Below are 16,165 nucleotides of genomic sequence, written 5' to 3' on the forward strand. Positions count from 1 at the left end.
ATTTATGCCTAAGCTTTGCGCGGCTTCACGAACAGATCGAGCATCAAGAACAACGCCCCGGCAGTAATCGCGATATCGGCAATATTGAACACGCCGGTATGCGTCGGCCCCACGTTCAGCACCATGTAATCAACAACATGGCCGTCCCGAAATACCCGGTCGATCAGGTTGCCGATACCGCCCAAGGCGATCGCATAAAGCGGCAGGACCTTGCGAAGCGGCAGGCTCCAGTTGGACAGCGACCACCCCATTGCCCACGCAACCACGACGGCCACACCGACGATAAAAATCAGTTGTTTGACCTGCGGCGGCAGCGCCGCGCCCAGGCTGAGAAAGGCGCCGGGGTTAAGGCTCAGTTCCAGCACCAGGTTGATAGGGTTGGAGCCGAGTTTGAAACTGTTGGTTGGTAGTGAAACCAGGGCCAGCAGTTTGACTAGCTGGTCGACGGCAATAAAGGCGAGGCCGGCGAGGAGGGCGAAGGTGCGGCCTCGCAGTAGGGGCGACGTGCTCAAGCGGTAACTTCCTGTTCCGGGCTTTCGATAGAGCGCCCGAAGATAGCTCAGGCGCTCTACCTCGTCCATCTCAAGCCGTCGGGTGGGCTACATTCAGTGCTTTGTCGACCAGCAGTTGCACACCTTCGAGCATTCGGCAGATGCCCAGCGCGACATTGCGTTGGGAGCCGTCGATTTCGAAGGCCAGGTGGTTGGCAATGTCGCTGATGGACGCCAGGTCTTGTGATGCGTTGACCAGCAAGGTTTCGGTGCCCAGGTCGGCACGCACGGTGAAGAGGCCATCGCTGGGTTCGGGAATGGGCTTGCCGGGGTTGAGGTAATGGTTGATCGCGCGGTAGGCCACTTCGTGCAGGGTGCTGGTGTCGAAGTCTGGATGGCCGGGGGGATTTGGGCTGTCTTTAATCATGGTGAACTTCCTAAGATTAAGTGGCGCTGCCAACATTCGCGGTCAAGCGAAGAGGGTGGCAGCCGTACGCGGGTTGACCGACCGGCAATCAAAGGAAATCCGGCATACCCGAAGGTATCCCGCGCACAGCTACCGCAACACGATACCTCAGGCGTAAAAAAAACGCCTGAAATAGGTTCTGGCTGTAGCAGTCCTCTAATTAATCGGACGGTCAAGTCCGGTCACTGAGCTGGCAGCGACGGCACAGAGGTTAGTCAGCGCACTTCCGACCGACAACCTGAAATCCCCGTGGGAAACGTCCGAGAGCATCTGGCGTCGAACGATTCTGCAATCGCGTAAACTGCACCGGCTCAAGGAAGATGCCGACCATGCCCAAACCGCTGAATGATGTCGTCCAAACCGCAGCAAAGAAGGTGTTGCAGCAGCTCATCGCGTGCATCACGCCCGACTCTACAGAAAGCTCCATCGCCCGCAATGCCACACAGTTACTCACCGAAGCCGGCTACCCGGACACTTGGTATTACGACTGCCCGGCCTTTGTATTGCTCGGTTCGCGCAGCCTGCTTTCCGTGTCTGGCCGTGACTATCGGCCTGCAGAGGAACCGGTGGGAACCCACAACCTGATAACGGTGGACCTGAGCCCAAGGTCAGGCAGCCTTTGGGGCGATTGTGCTCGGTCGTTTTACATGGAAGAGGGCGTTTGCCGGGCGGTGCCGATCGGTGTTGAATTCAGCCGTGGCCATGCGACTGAACGCGAATTGCATGAGCGCATGCGGCGGTTTGTGCGGCCTGAAACCACCTTCAATGCGCTGTATGAATTTGCCAATGATTTGATCGAGACGGCCGGTTTCGAGAACCTGGATTTTGCCGCCAATGTTGGCCACAGCCTCTGCGAGCGGCGTGATCAGCGGCTTTACATTGAAGCGGGCAATCAGCGGCGTCTTGATGAGGTGGCGTGTTTTACCTTCGAGCCGCATGTCCGCGAACGGGGCGGGCGGTGGGGTTACAAGCACGAGAATATCTATTTCTTCAATGACAAGGGTGACGCCTGCGAGTTGTGAGCTAAACGCGGTCGTGAAGCGGTGCGAAAATCCTGGAGGTGTAAATGTACTGTGGGAGTTGGCTTGCCTGCGATAGCGGTCTTTCAGTGATGGATGTGTTGGCAGACCCATCGCCATCGCAGGCAAGCCAGCTCCCACATTCTGATCTTCATTGGCTTTGAATGATCGGTCGGTGGTGGCAATGCTTGCGGGCGCTGAGCAACTCAGGAGTACCAGGCGCGCCGCAAATCAAAATGTGGGAGGGGGCTTGCTCCCGATTGCAGTGGGTCAGTTACAGAATTTTCAACTGGCACACCGTCATCGGGAGCAAGCCCCCTCCCACATTTGGATCGTCATTGGTTTCTGGATACCCATTTACCCAAACAAAAAATGCGCCCCGTGGGGCGCATTTTTTTGTTCAGTCAGCTAACGCCTATTCAAGCAGTCGCATCCCAAGCACGGTCACCGTTCTCGTCTTTAATCCGAGTCGGCAACCCCATCACATCCAGCGCCTTGAGGAACGGCTCAGCCGGCAGCTCCTCGACGTTGGCCATGTGTTTTACATCCCACTCGCCACGCGCAACCAGCAACGCAGCGGCTACCGGTGGCACGCCAGCGGTGTAGGAGATGCCCTGGCTGTCGGTTTCAGCGAAGGCTTCTTCATGGCACGCCACGTTGTAGATGAACATCTCACGCGGCTGGCCGTCCTTGGTGCCTTTGACCAGGTCGCCGATGCAGGTCTTGCCGGTGTAGCCAGGGGCGAGCGAAGACGGGTCGGGCAGCACGGCCTTGACCACTTTCAACGGCACCACTTCCAGGCCTTCGGCGGTTGTGACCGGCTTTTCGGAGAGCAGGCCGAGGTTTTTCAGTACGGTGAACACGTTGATGTAGTGTTCGCCGAAGCTCATCCAGAAACGCACGTTGGGCACGTCGAGGTTTTTCGACAGCGAGTGCACTTCATCGTGGCCGGTCAGGTACAGGTTCTGCGAACCGACCACCGGCAGGTCGTCGGTGCGTTTGACTTCGAACATGGTGTTGCTGGTCCACTGGCTGTTCTGCCAGCTCCACACCTGCCCGGTGAATTCGCGGAAGTTGATTTCCGGGTCGAAGTTGGTGGCGAAGTATTTGCCATGGCTGCCGGCATTGACGTCGAGAATGTCGATCGAATCAATGCGGTCAAAATGCTGTTGCTGCGCCAGCGCGGCATACGCGTTGACGACACCCGGGTCGAAGCCCACGCCAAGGATGGCGGTGATGTTCTTCTGTTTGCACTCTTCCAGGTGGTTCCATTCGTAGTTGCCGTACCACGGCGGGGTCTCGCAGACCTTGCCCGGCTCTTCGTGGATGGCGGTATCGAGGTACGCAACGCCCGTATCGATGCAGGCGCGCAGCACCGACATGTTGAGGAACGCGGAACCTACGTTGATGACGATCTGCGAGTCAGTCTCGCGGATCAGGGCCTTGGTCGCTTCCACGTCCAGGGCGTTCAGCGCGAAGGCTTGGATCTCGGCGGGAACCTTGAGGCTACCCTTGGCCTTGACGCTGTCGATGATGGCCTGGCATTTGGAGATGTTGCGCGACGCGATAGCAATACGACCGAGTTCGTCGTTGTGCTGCGCGCACTTGTGGGCCACCACCTTGGCGACACCTCCTGCACCAATGATAAGAACGTTCTTTTTCAATTGCTTTATCTCTCCTTTATCCGCCAGCTTACGAAAGGCTGGACAGGTAGTCGTCGTAACCAAATTCACGAACCACCTCGACTGTACCGTCGAGTTGTTTCACTACGATGGACGGCATTTTCAGGCCGTTGAACCAGTTTTTCTTGACCATGGTGTAGCCTGCGGTGTCGATGAACGACAGCCGATCGCCGATGGCCAGCGGACGATCAAATTGATACTCGCCGAAGATGTCCCCGGCCAGGCAGGATTTGCCGCACACCATGACGGTGTGTTCACCTTCGCTCGGCGCCAGCTTGGCGTTGAGGCGGTAGATCAGCAGGTCCAGCAGGTGGGCTTCGATGGAGCTGTCTACCACGGCGAGGTTCTTGCCGTTGTAGAGGGTGTCGAGCACGGTCACTTCCAGCGAGGCGCTGTTGGTGATCGCCGCTTCGCCGGGTTCCAGGTACACCTGCACGTCGTACTTCTGCGAGAACGCCTTGAGGCGCTGGCAGAAGGCGTCGATGGCATAGCCTTCACCGGTGAAGTGGATGCCGCCGCCGAGGCTGACCCAGTTGACCTTGTGCAGGAGCGCGCCGAAGCGTTCTTCGATGGTGTTGAGCATCTGGTCGAACAGGTTGAAGTCACCGTTCTCGCAGTTGTTGTGGAACATGAAGCCGGAGATCTGCTCGATGACGCCTTCGATCTTCACCGGGTCCCATTCGCCCAGACGGCTGAACGGGCGCGCCGGGTCGGCCAGCAGGTAGTCGGAACTGCTCACCTGCGGGTTCACACGCAGGCCGCGGGTCTTGCCTTCGGAACGCTCGGCAAAGCGCTGCAGCTGGCTGATGGAGTTGAAGATGATCTTGTCGCAGTTATCCAGCATCTCCTCGATTTCATCGTCGGCCCAGGCCACGCTGTAGGCGTGCGCCTCGCCTTCGAACTTCTGGCGGCCGAGCTTCAACTCGTACAGCGACGACGAGGTGGTGCCGTCCATGTATTCCTGCATCAAGTCGAACACCGACCAGGTGGCAAAGCACTTGAGCGCCAGCAGGGCCTTGGCGCCGGACTGTTCGCGCACGTAAGCAATCTTCTGCATGTTGACCAGAAGCTTCTGTTTATCGATGAGGTAGTACGGCGTTTTGATCATTTTTGAGAGCCTGCGGCGGTGCCTGCCAAAAAAGGACACGCATTGTGCCCGCACTTGGATCGAATCGAAAGGTTAGCGGGCGGATTTTGCGCGCCGGGTTTCCAAGGATAGCGCCTGAATATGACTGTCCAGGGGTATGACACCGACCGACGGTGAGCGCAACTGCCTTGATGAAGCGCACACATCACGTTGAGCCGAGATTGCTCATAAGCCTCTCTGGGCGATCCTTGCCAGCAAGGGCAACGCAATGGAGAATGACGGATCTCTCACCAGCTTAAAAGTTATTTCTGATTTGAATCAATAGCTTATGGTTTTGTTTTCGCGCTGGGCAGGCCAGGCGAAACACCGTTTGAGTTGAACGTCACGTCCCGCGAAGTCAGCGCCTGGGAGCCGCAGTTCAAACGTTATCGAGGATATTAAGTGTTGCAATAGCCTTGCGGCTTTTGCCCTTGGTTCAGCGCTTATTTTTACAACAAGGCCCCATAAAACATGAAAACAAAAATAGTACTCATCGCGTCGCTGGGCATGTTATCGCTCATTCAAACTTCACCCTCCGCCGCAGATAACACCAATGGTAAAAACCTCTATTCGCAGCGGTGTGTGATGTGCCACGGAACAGACCTCAAGGGAACAGGGCCCTTGGCGCATAAGAGCAATCCGCCTACACCTGACCTTACAACGTCTGCTTTCAAGAAACGGCTCAACGATTATCCGGGCGTTATTGTGTCATCGATAATACTTCGTCCCAATGGAGACTTGATCCCAAGGACGTTGCAAGAGAACGGAGTAAAGCTCTCGCCCTTTGCCTGGAAGGTTCAGGATTTTCGCGATTTAAATCAATACATGCGGGGTGTGATTTCAAACACTCGATGAGGGTGAGAAGTGAGGTGGGTACATCGTTAATGAACACTCTCGGTTAAAAGCCGCCTCAACTGAAGCGGATAGCACTGACATCAAACCGTAATCTGCCCACCACCTTCCTGCCACATTCCCTCGCTACTGTCCTCGCCAATGAGATCGATCTCAAGCGAGTGACAATGACTGACTTGAAAGACGTTGCACGGCTGGCTGGCGTATCCCGCGCCACCGCCGCCCGCACCTTTGCCTCACCCGACCAGGTGCGCCCGGCCACCCGTGAGCAGGTGTTCGCCGCCGCTCGTGAGCTGGGCTTTCGGCCCAATTTGCTCGGCCGCCAATTGCGCCTGCAAACCACCCAGCTGATTGGCGTAGTGGTGCCCAACCTGCTCAACCCGGTGTTCGCCGAACAGTTCCAGGCCATGGAGCGTGCGGCACGGTTGCGCGGCTACAGCCTGTTGCTGGCGACCACCGACTACAGCAGCGAACGCGAAAGCGTGGTGGTGGAAGAGTTGTTGCGCCAACGCGTCGACGGCCTGGTGCTGACGGTGACCGACGCCGAAAGCAACAGCGTGCTCAACAGCCTCGCCACCGAACAAACGCCGTTCGTGCTGGCGTATCACCAACCGAGCAATCCCGGCTACAGCGCGGTGTCGGTCGATAACCGCGCGGGTATGGCCCTGGCCACGCGTTATTTGCTGGAAGCGGGGCACCGACGCATCAGCATGGTCGCCGGCCCCGCATTGCAGTCGGATCGCGCTCGCCTGCGTTACGCCGGTTATTGCGACGCGATGAAAGCGTACGGGCTCGACAGCCGCCCGGTCATCGAGATGCCAGCCCACACCCAGGCCGAGTTCGCGGCCATCGAGCCCTTTCTGCAAGGCCCCCAGGCACCGACCGCGCTGGTGTGCTCCAACGATTTTCTTGCCATCAGCCTGATCGCCGAGTTGCGCCGCAACGCCTGGAATGTGCCTGAGCAACTCTCGGTCATGGGCTTTGATGGCATATCGCTTGGCACCCAGATGCACCCGACCCTGTGCAGCGTGGTGCAACCCATCGCGCTGCTCGCCAGCACCGTGATCGATCAACTGCTGGCGCAGATCGCCGGTAACTCCCCGATTTCCCATTGCCTGCCTTGCCATATCCGGCCCGGCGAAAGCACTCAACCCCATGAGGAGACGCTTGATGCGCGCGTTCAGTAAAACCTTGGCAGCCTTGCTGCTGTGCGGCGCGGCCAGCCTGGCCCACGCCGCCGAAACCGCGATTTGCTACAACTGCCCGCCCGATTGGGCGGACTGGGGCAGCCAACTCAAGGCCATCGCCGCCAGCACCGGCGTGCAGGTGCCGCTGGACAACAAGAACTCCGGCCAGTCCCTGGCGCAGTTGGTGGCCGAGAAAGCCGCGCCGGTGGCGGACGTGGTGTATTACGGCGTGACCTTCGGCCTGCAGGCGCAAAAAGCCCAGGTGGTCGACACCTACACACCCAAAGGCTGGGAGCAGATCCCTGCCGGCTTGAAGGACCCGGCCGGCCACTGGTTTGCGATTCACTCCGGCACCTTGGGCATCATGGTCAACGTCGACGCGCTGGGCGGCTTGCCCGTGCCGCAAGGCTGGGCCGACCTGCTCAAACCTGAGTACAAAGGCATGGTCGGTTACCTGGACCCGTCCAGTGCGTTTGTGGGCTACGTCTCCGCCGTGGCGATCAACCGCGCGCTGGGCGGTGACCTGGATAACTTCGCCCCAGCCATCGACTACTTCCAGAAGCTCGCGAAAAACGCGCCCATCGTGCCCAAGCAGACGGCCTATGCGCGGGTGCTGTCCGGCGAGCTGCCGATCCTGGTGGACTACGACTTCAACGCCTACCGCGCGCGTTACAAGGACAACGCCAATGTCGCCTTCGTGATCCCCAAAGAGGGCAGCATCAGCGTGCCGTACGTGATGAGCCTGGTGGCTAACGCGCCGCATCGCGCGAATGCCGAAAAGGTCCTCGACTTCGTGCTGTCCGACGCAGGCCAGGCGCTCTGGGCCAAGGCCTACCTGCGCCCTGTACGGCCGATGAAAATGCCGGCCGATGTGGCCGCGCAGTTCCTGCCGGACAGCGACTACGCGCGTGCCGGCGTGGTCGATTACGAAAAAATGGCCGCTGTGCAGGAAGCCTTCGCCGCCCGTTACCTGAACGAGGTCAAGTAAGTGGCCGCATCGGCAAAACACGCCGCCTGGGCATTGGCCCCGGCCTTTGCGGTGCTGCTCGCGTTCTGGCTGTTGCCGCTGGCGCACCTGGTGGTGCTCGGCGCGCAAAGCCGCGACAGCCAAGGCAGCGGTTATTGGCAGGTGCTCAGCAGTGCGCAGTACCTGGGCAGCCTGGGGCAAACCGTGATCCTTGCGCTGGTGGTGACGTTGGTCGCGTTACTGATCGGCGGCATCAGCGGCGTCTTTCTCGCGCGCCAGCATTTCTTCGGGCGCTCGGCGCTGGTGGCGCTCTTGACCTTTCCGCTGGCGTTTCCCGGGGTGGTGGTGGGCTTTCTGGTGATCCTGTTGGCCGGGCGCCAAGGCCTGTTCGCTGCCTTGGGTCTGCAACTGGCCGGTGAGCGCTGGATCTTTGCGTATTCGTTGGCTGGGCTGTTCGTGGGCTACCTGTACTTCTCGATTCCACGGGTGATTCTCACGGTGATGGCGGCGTGCGAAAGCCTCGACCGTAGCCTCGAAGAAGCCGCTCATTCATTGGGGGCGGGCCATTGGCGCGTGGTGTGCGACGTCATCGTGCCGGGCTTGGCACCCGCGCTCGCCTCCTGCGGGGCGATCTGCTTTGCCACCTCAATGGGCGCATTTGGTACAGCCTTTACCTTGGGCACGCGACTGAACGTCACCCCGGTGGCGATCTACAACGTGTTCACCAACTACGCCAACTTTGCCGTCGCCGCTGCGCTGTCGGTGGTGCTGGGGGCGGTGACCTGGGCCGTGTTGCTGTTGACACGGCGGCTGGTGAAAAACGCGGGGACAGTCCTGTGAAGCGCTCTTCGCTGTTTGTGATTCAACTGCTGTTTACCCTGCTGGTGTGCGCCTTCATGTTGGTGCCGGTGGTGATGTCATTGTTGGCCGGGTTGACGCGCAACTTCTTTGTCGGCCTGTCCAGTGGGTTGACCTTCGACTGGCTGATCCAGGTGTGGCAGGCCTATTCGCCGACCGTGTGGCTGTCACTGCAATTGGCCCTGGCCTGCGCGGTATGCGTCTGCGTGATCGGCGTACCTGCGGCCTATGCCCTTGTGCGGATGAACAACCGCTTCAGTCGCGCCTTCGAAGAACTGATGGTGCTGCCGGTGGCAATGCCGGGGTTGGCCAGTGCGTTGGCGTTGCTGCTGACCTACGGCCAGTTCGGCACGTTTCGCAGCAGTTGGTTGTTCATCCTCGTCGGCCACGTGCTGTTCACCTTGCCGTTTCTGGTGCGCCCGGTGATGGCCGTGATGCAACGCCAGCAACTGCCGGTGCTGGAGGAGGCGGCGGCGAGCCTCGGCGCAGGGCCGATCAAGCGCTTCTTCAGCGTGGTAGTACCGAACTGCCGGGCGGGGATTCTCGCCGGCGTGCTGATGGTGGTGACCCTGAGCCTGGGTGAATTCAACCTGACGTGGATGCTGCATACACCCATGACCAAAACGCTGCCCGTAGGCCTGGCCGACAGCTACGCCTCGGCCCGCCTGGAAATCGCCAGCGCCTACACCCTTATCTTTTTGCTGATGATCGTGCCGCTGCTGATTGCGCTGCAGGCCATCAGTGCTCGTTTGTCCCGTGGAGAGCGTCGATGACCGCTATCACTATCCGGTTACAGGGCTGTCGCAAGGCATTCGCCGACGGCACCGTGGCCGTGCATGACCTGAATTTGACTGTCGAGGGCGGTGAAACCCTGGCCATTCTCGGCCCGTCCGGCTGTGGCAAAACCACGACCCTGCGCCTGATTGCCGGCCTGGAGCGCCCGGACGTGGGCCAGGTGTTTTTCGGCGATCAAGACGTCACCCGCCTGCCCATCGAGCGTCGCGATGTGGGCATGGTGTTCCAGAACTACGCGCTGTTTCCTAACCTGGATGTGGCCGGCAACATCGTCTACGGCTTGAAGATTCGCGGTGTGTCGGCGCCGGCGCGCAACAAGCGCTGTGAAGAGTTGCTGGAACTGGTGGGCTTGCAGCACCACGGCAAGCGCAGCATCCATGAACTCTCGGGGGGGCAGCGTCAGCGCGTGGCCCTGGCTCGGGCGCTGGCTCCGCGGCCTAAAGTGCTGTTGCTGGATGAACCCCTGGCCGCCCTCGATGCGCAATTGCGCGAGCGGTTGCGCAGTGAGTTGGACCAACTGCTGCGCGGGCTCGGCATCACCTCGGTATTTGTCACCCACGATCAGGGCGAAGCCATGGCCCTGGGCGACCGCATCCTGGTGATGGAGCAGGGGCGTGTAGCGCAACTGGCCAGCCCACGGCAGATCTATCAGCAACCGGCCAACGCCTTCGTCGCCGGTTTCGTCGGCAATCTCAATGCCTTCGTGGTACTCGACCGCACCGCCCATGGCCTGAAAGTCTGCGGCGGTGAGCTGCCGTGGCACGCCGCCGACCGCCCCGGCACCGTGTACTGCCGCCCCGAACACCTGCGCGTGATGGAGGGCGAGGGGCACTTGCACGGCCACCTGTTGGCGCAGTTCTTCCAGGGGGCACAAAGCCGCCTGTTGGTGGATGTCGGCGGCCCACAACCGCTGCTGGTGGACAGCAGCGACAACCAGTTGCACAGCGTCGGCGCGCCGATTGCCCTGGCCATTGCGCCGCACATGTTGTTCACCCTGAATGCGTGAGAGCTTATTTTGAACCGTCCGTTTGTTGTTGCGCAGATCAGCGATTTGCACCTTAAAGCCGGCAATCGCTTGACCTATGACGTTGTCGATACCCTGGGCGCGCTGCGCCGTGCCGTCGACCATCTGAACGCCAGCTACCCCAGGCCCGATATTGTGGTGGTCAGCGGCGATCTGGTGGACTTCGGTCGCGCCGACGAATACGCCGTGCTGCACCCTGAGCTGGCGCGCCTGCAGATGCCTTGCTACCTGGTGCCCGGCAACCATGACACGCGCGGTCCGTTGCTGGATGCCTTCCGCGATCATGGTTATTTACCCGCTTCGGCAGAGGGCCCTTTGGATTGGGTAGTGGACGAACATCCGCTGCGTCTGATCGGCCTCGACTCGACCATTCCCGGTGGCCATGGCGGCCAGTTGCTGGACAGCCAGTTGCAGTGGCTCGACGAACAGTTGGCGCTGCGCCCCGCTGCACCGACCTTGCTGATCCTGCATCACCCGCCGTTTATGAGCGGCATTGGCCATATGGACCGCGAAGCCTTTATCAACGCCGCCGCTTTGGAGCGCGTCGTTGCCCGCCACCCTCAGGTGGAGCGCCTGTTGTGCGGGCATTTACATCGGCCCATGCAACGGCGTTTTGGCGGTAGCTTGAGTTGTGTGTGCCCCGGCACTTCCCACCAGATCGTGCTCGACCTGCAAGACGCCGCGCCCGCGCATTTCAACCTGGAGCCGGCGGGTTACCTGCTGCACCGCTGGGATGAACAGCAGGGGTTGATCAGCCACAACGGCGTGTTCGGGGATTACCCGGGGCCGTATCCGTTTTATGACGCTCATGGATTGATTGACTGAGGTTTTACGGAGGTTCACTTCACTCAACTAAGTACTTAAACGCTCGTTAGTGCACCGGCCCACTCAAGTGGGGCCGCGTGCTTCCTGCTGCCTTTTTTTGCGCCCGGAACCTGGATTCCGCGCCGGAGTTCGTCCTGATGAAAGCCACGTTGAATGTATTAAGCGTATTGACCGGCGGTCTGGGCATTGCCCTGAGCCCTTTGGCGAGCGCTGATTTCCTGAGCGACAGTAAAGCCAACTTGAGCATGCGCAACTTCTACTTCAATAACGACAACCGTGACGGCGCCGCCGCCCCGTCGAAGACCGAAGAGTGGGGCCAGGCGTTTATCCTCAACTACCAGTCGGGCTTTACCGAAGGCACCGTCGGCTTTGGCCTTGACGCCGTCGGCATGCTCGGCGTGACCCTCGACAGCGGTGCCGGCCGCCACGTGGGCAGCTCGATGATCCCCAACGATGACGGCAAAGCGGCGGACAGCTGGGCACGTGCTGGCGCGACGGCCAAGGCGCGTTTCGCCAAGACCGAGTTGCGCTACGGCTACCTGCGCCCGAACCTGCCGATCCTGGTGAGCAACGATGGCCGCCTGTTACCGCAATCCTTCGAAGGTGGGCAGGTCACCAGTAAAGACATCGACAACCTGACCCTGATCGGCGGTCAACTGCAACACACCACCGGCCGTGGCTCCAGCGACAGCAGCGGCCTGGCAGCGGCGGGCGGCACTCGGGAAAGCAATAAATTCAACTACGCCGGTGCCGACTACCAAGTGAACAAGGACCTGCTGGTCCAGTATTACTACGCCAACCTCGAAGACTATTACCAACAGCACTTCGCCGGTTTGATCCATGTGTTGCCGCTGGGCGACTACGGCTCACTGAAAACCGACCTGCGTTACTTCAAGACCACCTCCGACGGCAAAAACAGCAGCGCTGCCGGGCGCGCCGAAGGTTATAAGTTCGGCGGCTATACCAAGAACGGCGACGGCGAAATCGACAACAACACCTGGAGTGCCGCCTTCATTTACTCCCTGGGGCCCCATGCGATCACCGCCGGTTACCAGCAAGTCTCCGACGACAGCAACTTTGCCCAACTCAACCAGGGTGGCCTGGTGAACAAAGGGGAGGGTGGTTCCAGCCTGTACCTGTACACCGACCGTACGGTGCAGACCTTCATCCAGGCCGGTGAGCGTACTGCCTTCGCGCAATATGCCTACGACTTCGTCGCGCTGGGCCTGCCAGGCCTGAAGGCGTCGGTGATGTATTTGAAGGGCGACCATATCCTCACCACCACCGGCAACAATGCCAGCGAGTGGGAGCGGGATATCTCCCTGGATTACGTGGTGCAAAGCGGTACATTCAAGAACGTCGGGTTCGGCTGGCGCAATGGTATGTCGCGCAGCGACGTGGCGCGCGACCAGGATCAGAATCGGGTGTTTGTGAGTTATTCGATTCCGTTGATGTAGGTGACAGACGCACCGCGCCTCAAGGCTCTTTTGAGGCGCGTGCTTTCAAGGGCGTGAGTGATTTTACGTGCGTCGCCTTGTCATCCTCGATGGGTTGAAAACCGCAGCGCAGATAAAACTGCGTGGCCTTTGGTGTATCGGTGAACAGGCGCACGGCCTGAAAATGAACCGCTGCGTCGTCCAGCAGCTGTTCTACCAGGGCCTTTGCGATACGACGGCCTCGCATCGCGGGCGCCACGTATACCCGGCGCAGTCGACCGATTCCCGGGCCGGCGTATGGGTCGCAGGACATGCCGCCGACGGCAATCAACTGGCCGTGACGAAAGACGCCCAACAGGCACTCACCGGGTTGATCAAATCGATTGGAGCGGTTTTCCCATTCGGTGATAAGCCGCGTCAGGAACCGGAAACCTTCGGCAACGGCCTGCGCTTCCAGTACGTGGATCTGCTGGGGGAGTTCGCCCAGCGTGTGTATCGCAACGTCTTCGCTGGCCTGTATCACTCATATTCCCCGCTAAATCAGACGGCCTTGGGCTCAGCGCAACAGGAAACTGTGGTGAGTCAACCGCTCGCCACAGTGGATTGATTATTCCCGTTCACGCCACCCGATTTCTGCCCGCAGCCTTGGCCTCATACAGCTGCATATCCGCGCGCTTGAGCAGGGCTAAAGAATCCCGGTCCGAAGGCTGGGCGATGCTCACGCCAATACTCACTGTGACTTGGCCCACCGACGGAAATTTCGCCGCAGCCACGGCGGCCCGGATTTTCTCGGCGACGACGTCCGGGCTGTCGGGCTCTTCAACTTCCGGCAGCAATACCGCGAATTCTTCACCGCCGTAGCGCGCGACAAAGTCGGTGGCGCGGGTGTTGCTCTCGATCAGCGTCGCCAGTTGGCATAACACGTCATCGCCTACCGCGTGGCCGTAGGTGTCGTTGACGCGCTTGAAGTAGTCTGCGTCGATCAGCAGCAGGGCGAAGGTGCGGCCGGTGCGTTGGAACAGCAGGCTGTTCTCGGCGAGTTTCTCATCGAAGCGGCGGCGGTTGTAGACACCGGTGAGCGCGTCGTGTGTGGCCAGGCTCAAGAGGTCGGCATTGGCTTGGGTGAGGTCGGCGGTGCGCTGGGCGACCGTGGCCTCCAGGGAGGCGTTGGCTTCCTGCAGTTCGCGCTCTTTGGCGAGCAGCGATTGGGTCATGCTGCTGATGGACCGGCCCAGTTGGGCGATTTCCAGCACCGAATGTTCCTGCGGGAAGACGGCGCCGGGCTGTTGGTCCTGCACTTGCTTGGCTGACTTGGCCAGGCGCTCGATGGGACGGCTGAGTGATGATGCGATGTAGTAAGCGGCAAGTACGAAGATAATTGCTGCGAGTAACCCCAGTAGCAGCAATTTGTAGAGCAGGGTGTGCGCCGGTTGCAGCGCGACGTCCAACGGTTGGCGCACCATGATGTACCAGGTCATTTTGGCATTCGTCGGGCTTGGGACCGCGACCGAGGCGGTGACATAGCCGTTGCCCGTGGACCAGCCGGAGGTCGTGAGCAATGAGTCGGGCGGCATGTGCTCGCCTGCGAGCAATTCGGGGTAAAGCACCTTGCCATCGACGTCGACAATCAGCGCCTCGATATCGGGGATGGCATCCTTTTGCATCACGGCGGAATCGACGATCTGGGTAACCCAGCTCCAGTGGGCATGGGCGCCCAGCACGGCTATCGTTTCACCTTCAGCATTGCGAATCGGCGCAGCGAAATCGATAAAGCGCAGCGGCTCGCCATTCGCAGCACCGGGTAGTAGCTTGGCGAGCAAGACGGCTTCGTGGGGGTCGCCGGTGTACTCGGCGTGCATGCCTGCCTGAAACCACGGCCGCTGTTGCACCGATTGATTGACCAGCAGCCCGTTGACCGCCTGTCGCACACGCCCGTCGGCGTCTGCAACGCCCATCCACGCATACTCCGCGCGCGATTGGGTGCGCAGCTCCATCAAGGTCAGGATATCCGGCGCGTCCAGGTTGCCCCTGCGCATGATCGGTGCCTTACTCAACAACGACACTTCCAGCTGGCGTTCGCGCAGTTGCACAGCCAATAGCGCGGCCGTCGAGCGGGCCGTGCTGAGCAGCGTATTGCCACTGGCCTGCTTCATCTGCTCTGTGGCGATTTGACCGACATAGAAGCCCACGCTGAGCAGCGTGAGCAATGACAAGCCGGCAAACCAAAGGGTCAGATGACTGCGCAGGCTGGCTTTGATCATGGGGGCTCATTTTTTAGTGTTTGTTTTGACTCATGTTATGCCCAATGCAAGGGTTACGACCAGCGGTGGATGCGCTTATGTGTTGGTCTTCAATTTGGTCCACAAACGCGTAGCCAATCGTGCAATCGCCGGGGGCAAGTCTTCGACGATAAACAACTTGTCCATCACACCTTTCGGCGGATAGATCGCCAGGTCCTGCTTCACCGCAGGCGTCAGAAATTCATCTGCCGCGCTATTGGGGTTGGCGTAGTGGATGCTGTTGCTGATGTTGGCGATCACCTTGGGGTCGAGCAGATAATTCATATAAGTGTAGGCGTTCTTTTCATGGGGGGCGGCTTTGGGCATCACCACCATGTCCATCCAGAGCGTCGAGCCTTCCTCAGGGATGGAGTAGGCGATCTCGATACCGTTTTTGGCTTCCTTCGCGCTGGTGGCCGCTTGCACGATGTCGCCGTTGAAACCGATCACCGCGCAGATATTGCCGTTGGCCAGGTCGCTGATGTACTTGGAGGCGTGGAAGTACTGGATGTAAGGACGGATCTTTAACAATGCCTGCTCGGCCTGTTTATAGTCGCCGGGTTCATGGCTGTGGTGGGGCAGCCCGAGGTAGTTGAGGGTGATGGGCAGTATCTGCGTGGGGTTGTCGATGATCGCTACCCCGCAGGTGCTGAGTTTTTTGATCGTGTCGACATCAAAAAACATCTTCCACGAGTGGGTGACGTCGGTGTTGCCAAAGATCGCCTTGATCTTCTCGACGTTGTAGCCGATGCCGGCGGTGCCCCACATATACGGGAAACCGTACTGGTTGCCCGGGTCGTTGACCTCAAGTTTTTTCATCAGCAGCGGGTCGAGGTTTTTCCAGTTGGGTAACTGGCTGCGGTCCAGCTTCTGGATCGCTGCGGCCTTGATCAACCTCGACAGGAAATGGTTGGAAGGGCTGACCACGTCATAGCCGGTATTGCCGGTCATCAACTTGGATTCGAGCACTTCGTTGCTGTCATGAATGTCGTAGGTGGCCTTGATACCGGTGGCCTGGGTAAAGCGGGTGAGGGTGTCGTCGGCGATATAGCCGTTCCAGTTGGAGATATTGACCTCTTCGGCGGCATAGCCGGCCGCCGAAAACGCACCGAACATCACGGCCACGGACAATTGCTTGATGTGCATTGCATTCACCTT

General features: G+C 59.8%; 16 protein-coding genes. 9 read left to right on the forward strand and 7 right to left on the reverse strand.

Features of this window, described 5'->3' with window-relative positions; translation table 11 throughout:
- Positions 1–8: 8 nt before the first annotated feature.
- Positions 9–512: a signal peptidase II gene (locus A7J50_RS12535; RefSeq protein ID WP_064452074.1), complete on the reverse strand. Its 504-nt coding sequence runs from the start codon at positions 510–512 to the stop codon at positions 9–11.
- 70 nt (positions 513–582) lie between these two features.
- Positions 583–918, reverse strand: coding sequence for a DUF6124 family protein (locus A7J50_RS12540; protein ID WP_064452075.1), 336 nt, complete (start codon positions 916–918; stop codon positions 583–585).
- A gap of 368 nt (positions 919–1,286) precedes the next feature.
- Between A7J50_RS12540 and A7J50_RS30620 the strand changes: the two genes are divergently transcribed.
- Positions 1,287–1,979, forward strand: a complete 693-nt coding sequence (locus A7J50_RS30620; RefSeq protein ID WP_082895872.1) for a M24 family metallopeptidase — start codon at positions 1,287–1,289, stop codon at positions 1,977–1,979.
- A gap of 416 nt (positions 1,980–2,395) precedes the next feature.
- On the opposite strand, the gene A7J50_RS12550 is transcribed toward A7J50_RS30620, so the two are convergent.
- Together A7J50_RS12550 and A7J50_RS12555 are read right to left on the reverse strand one after the other, a co-directional pair.
- The gene (locus tag A7J50_RS12550; RefSeq protein ID WP_064452076.1) at positions 2,396–3,640 is read right to left on the reverse strand and encodes a saccharopine dehydrogenase family protein; all 1,245 of its coding nucleotides are present in this window, start codon (positions 3,638–3,640) and stop codon (positions 2,396–2,398) included.
- Positions 3,641–3,668: 28 nt separating this feature from the next.
- Positions 3,669–4,766 carry a carboxynorspermidine decarboxylase gene (locus tag A7J50_RS12555; RefSeq protein WP_064452077.1) on the reverse strand — a complete coding sequence of 366 codons (1,098 nt, stop codon included), beginning with the start codon at positions 4,764–4,766 and terminating at the stop codon, positions 3,669–3,671.
- A gap of 489 nt (positions 4,767–5,255) precedes the next feature.
- On the opposite strand from A7J50_RS12555, the gene A7J50_RS30625 reads away from it, so the two are divergent.
- The 8 genes from A7J50_RS30625 to A7J50_RS12590 all read left to right on the forward strand — a co-directional run bounded on the left by A7J50_RS30625 (position 5,256) and on the right by A7J50_RS12590 (position 12,749).
- Positions 5,256–5,639: a c-type cytochrome gene (locus A7J50_RS30625; RefSeq protein WP_082895873.1), complete on the forward strand. Its 384-nt coding sequence runs from the start codon at positions 5,256–5,258 to the stop codon at positions 5,637–5,639.
- Positions 5,640–5,803: 164 nt separating this feature from the next.
- Positions 5,804–6,823 carry a LacI family DNA-binding transcriptional regulator gene (locus A7J50_RS12560; protein ID WP_064452078.1) on the forward strand — a complete coding sequence of 340 codons (1,020 nt, stop codon included), beginning with the start codon at positions 5,804–5,806 and terminating at the stop codon, positions 6,821–6,823.
- Positions 6,807–7,811: an ABC transporter substrate-binding protein gene (locus tag A7J50_RS12565; protein WP_064452079.1), complete on the forward strand. Its 1,005-nt coding sequence runs from the start codon at positions 6,807–6,809 to the stop codon at positions 7,809–7,811. The genes A7J50_RS12560 and A7J50_RS12565 overlap by 17 nt, the downstream gene beginning before the upstream one ends.
- Positions 7,812–8,630: an ABC transporter permease gene (locus tag A7J50_RS12570; protein WP_064452080.1), complete on the forward strand. Its 819-nt coding sequence runs from the start codon at positions 7,812–7,814 to the stop codon at positions 8,628–8,630. It begins immediately after the preceding gene.
- Positions 8,627–9,421, forward strand: a complete 795-nt coding sequence (locus A7J50_RS12575) for an ABC transporter permease (protein WP_064452081.1) — start codon at positions 8,627–8,629, stop codon at positions 9,419–9,421. Before A7J50_RS12570 ends, A7J50_RS12575 begins: the two co-directional genes overlap by 4 nt.
- Complete coding sequence (locus A7J50_RS12580) at positions 9,418–10,449, forward strand: ABC transporter ATP-binding protein (RefSeq protein WP_064452082.1); 1,032 nt, start codon at positions 9,418–9,420, stop codon at positions 10,447–10,449. The genes A7J50_RS12575 and A7J50_RS12580 overlap by 4 nt, the downstream gene beginning before the upstream one ends.
- Positions 10,450–10,458: 9 nt before the next feature.
- Positions 10,459–11,292, forward strand: a complete 834-nt coding sequence (locus A7J50_RS12585; protein ID WP_064452083.1) for a phosphodiesterase — start codon at positions 10,459–10,461, stop codon at positions 11,290–11,292.
- 137 nt (positions 11,293–11,429) lie between these two features.
- The gene (locus A7J50_RS12590) at positions 11,430–12,749 is read left to right on the forward strand and encodes an OprD family porin (RefSeq protein WP_064452084.1); all 1,320 of its coding nucleotides are present in this window, start codon (positions 11,430–11,432) and stop codon (positions 12,747–12,749) included.
- A gap of 19 nt (positions 12,750–12,768) precedes the next feature.
- On the opposite strand, the gene A7J50_RS30630 is transcribed toward A7J50_RS12590, so the two are convergent.
- From A7J50_RS30630 to A7J50_RS12605, 3 genes are all read right to left on the reverse strand, one after another.
- Positions 12,769–13,251: a GNAT family N-acetyltransferase gene (locus A7J50_RS30630; protein ID WP_082895874.1), complete on the reverse strand. Its 483-nt coding sequence runs from the start codon at positions 13,249–13,251 to the stop codon at positions 12,769–12,771.
- 94 nt (positions 13,252–13,345) lie between these two features.
- On the reverse strand, positions 13,346–14,989 hold the full coding sequence (locus A7J50_RS12600; protein ID WP_064452086.1) for a sensor domain-containing diguanylate cyclase: 1,644 nt from the start codon (positions 14,987–14,989) through the stop codon (positions 13,346–13,348).
- A gap of 75 nt (positions 14,990–15,064) precedes the next feature.
- Entirely contained in the window at positions 15,065–16,153 is a 1,089-nt protein-coding gene (locus tag A7J50_RS12605; protein ID WP_064452087.1) for a polyamine ABC transporter substrate-binding protein, read from the reverse strand.
- Between the last annotated feature and the right edge of the window lie 12 nt (positions 16,154–16,165).

The sequence above is a fragment of the Pseudomonas antarctica genome, from assembly GCF_001647715.1.
In the GTDB taxonomy this organism is placed as follows: Bacteria; Pseudomonadota; Gammaproteobacteria; order Pseudomonadales; family Pseudomonadaceae; genus Aquipseudomonas; species Aquipseudomonas antarctica_A.

What these genes read in the sequence shown, in the direction of transcription:
- A7J50_RS12605 (WP_064452087.1), bottom strand. Translation starts at nt 16,153, where the DNA reads ATGCACATCAAGCAATTGTCCGTGGCCGTGATGTTCGGTGCGTTTTCG.
- A7J50_RS30625 (WP_082895873.1), top strand. Translation starts at nt 5,256, where the DNA reads ATGAAAACAAAAATAGTACTCATCGCGTCGCTGGGCATGTTATCGCTC.
- A7J50_RS12560 (WP_064452078.1), top strand. Translation starts at nt 5,804, where the DNA reads ATGACTGACTTGAAAGACGTTGCACGGCTGGCTGGCGTATCCCGCGCC.
- A7J50_RS12600 (WP_064452086.1), bottom strand. Translation starts at nt 14,989, where the DNA reads ATGATCAAAGCCAGCCTGCGCAGTCATCTGACCCTTTGGTTTGCCGGC.
- A7J50_RS12590 (WP_064452084.1), top strand. Translation starts at nt 11,430, where the DNA reads ATGAAAGCCACGTTGAATGTATTAAGCGTATTGACCGGCGGTCTGGGC.
- A7J50_RS12540 (WP_064452075.1), bottom strand. Translation starts at nt 918, where the DNA reads ATGATTAAAGACAGCCCAAATCCCCCCGGCCATCCAGACTTCGACACC.
- A7J50_RS12555 (WP_064452077.1), bottom strand. Translation starts at nt 4,766, where the DNA reads ATGATCAAAACGCCGTACTACCTCATCGATAAACAGAAGCTTCTGGTC.
- A7J50_RS30620 (WP_082895872.1), top strand. Translation starts at nt 1,287, where the DNA reads ATGCCCAAACCGCTGAATGATGTCGTCCAAACCGCAGCAAAGAAGGTG.
- A7J50_RS12580 (WP_064452082.1), top strand. Translation starts at nt 9,418, where the DNA reads ATGACCGCTATCACTATCCGGTTACAGGGCTGTCGCAAGGCATTCGCC.
- A7J50_RS12565 (WP_064452079.1), top strand. Translation starts at nt 6,807, where the DNA reads ATGCGCGCGTTCAGTAAAACCTTGGCAGCCTTGCTGCTGTGCGGCGCG.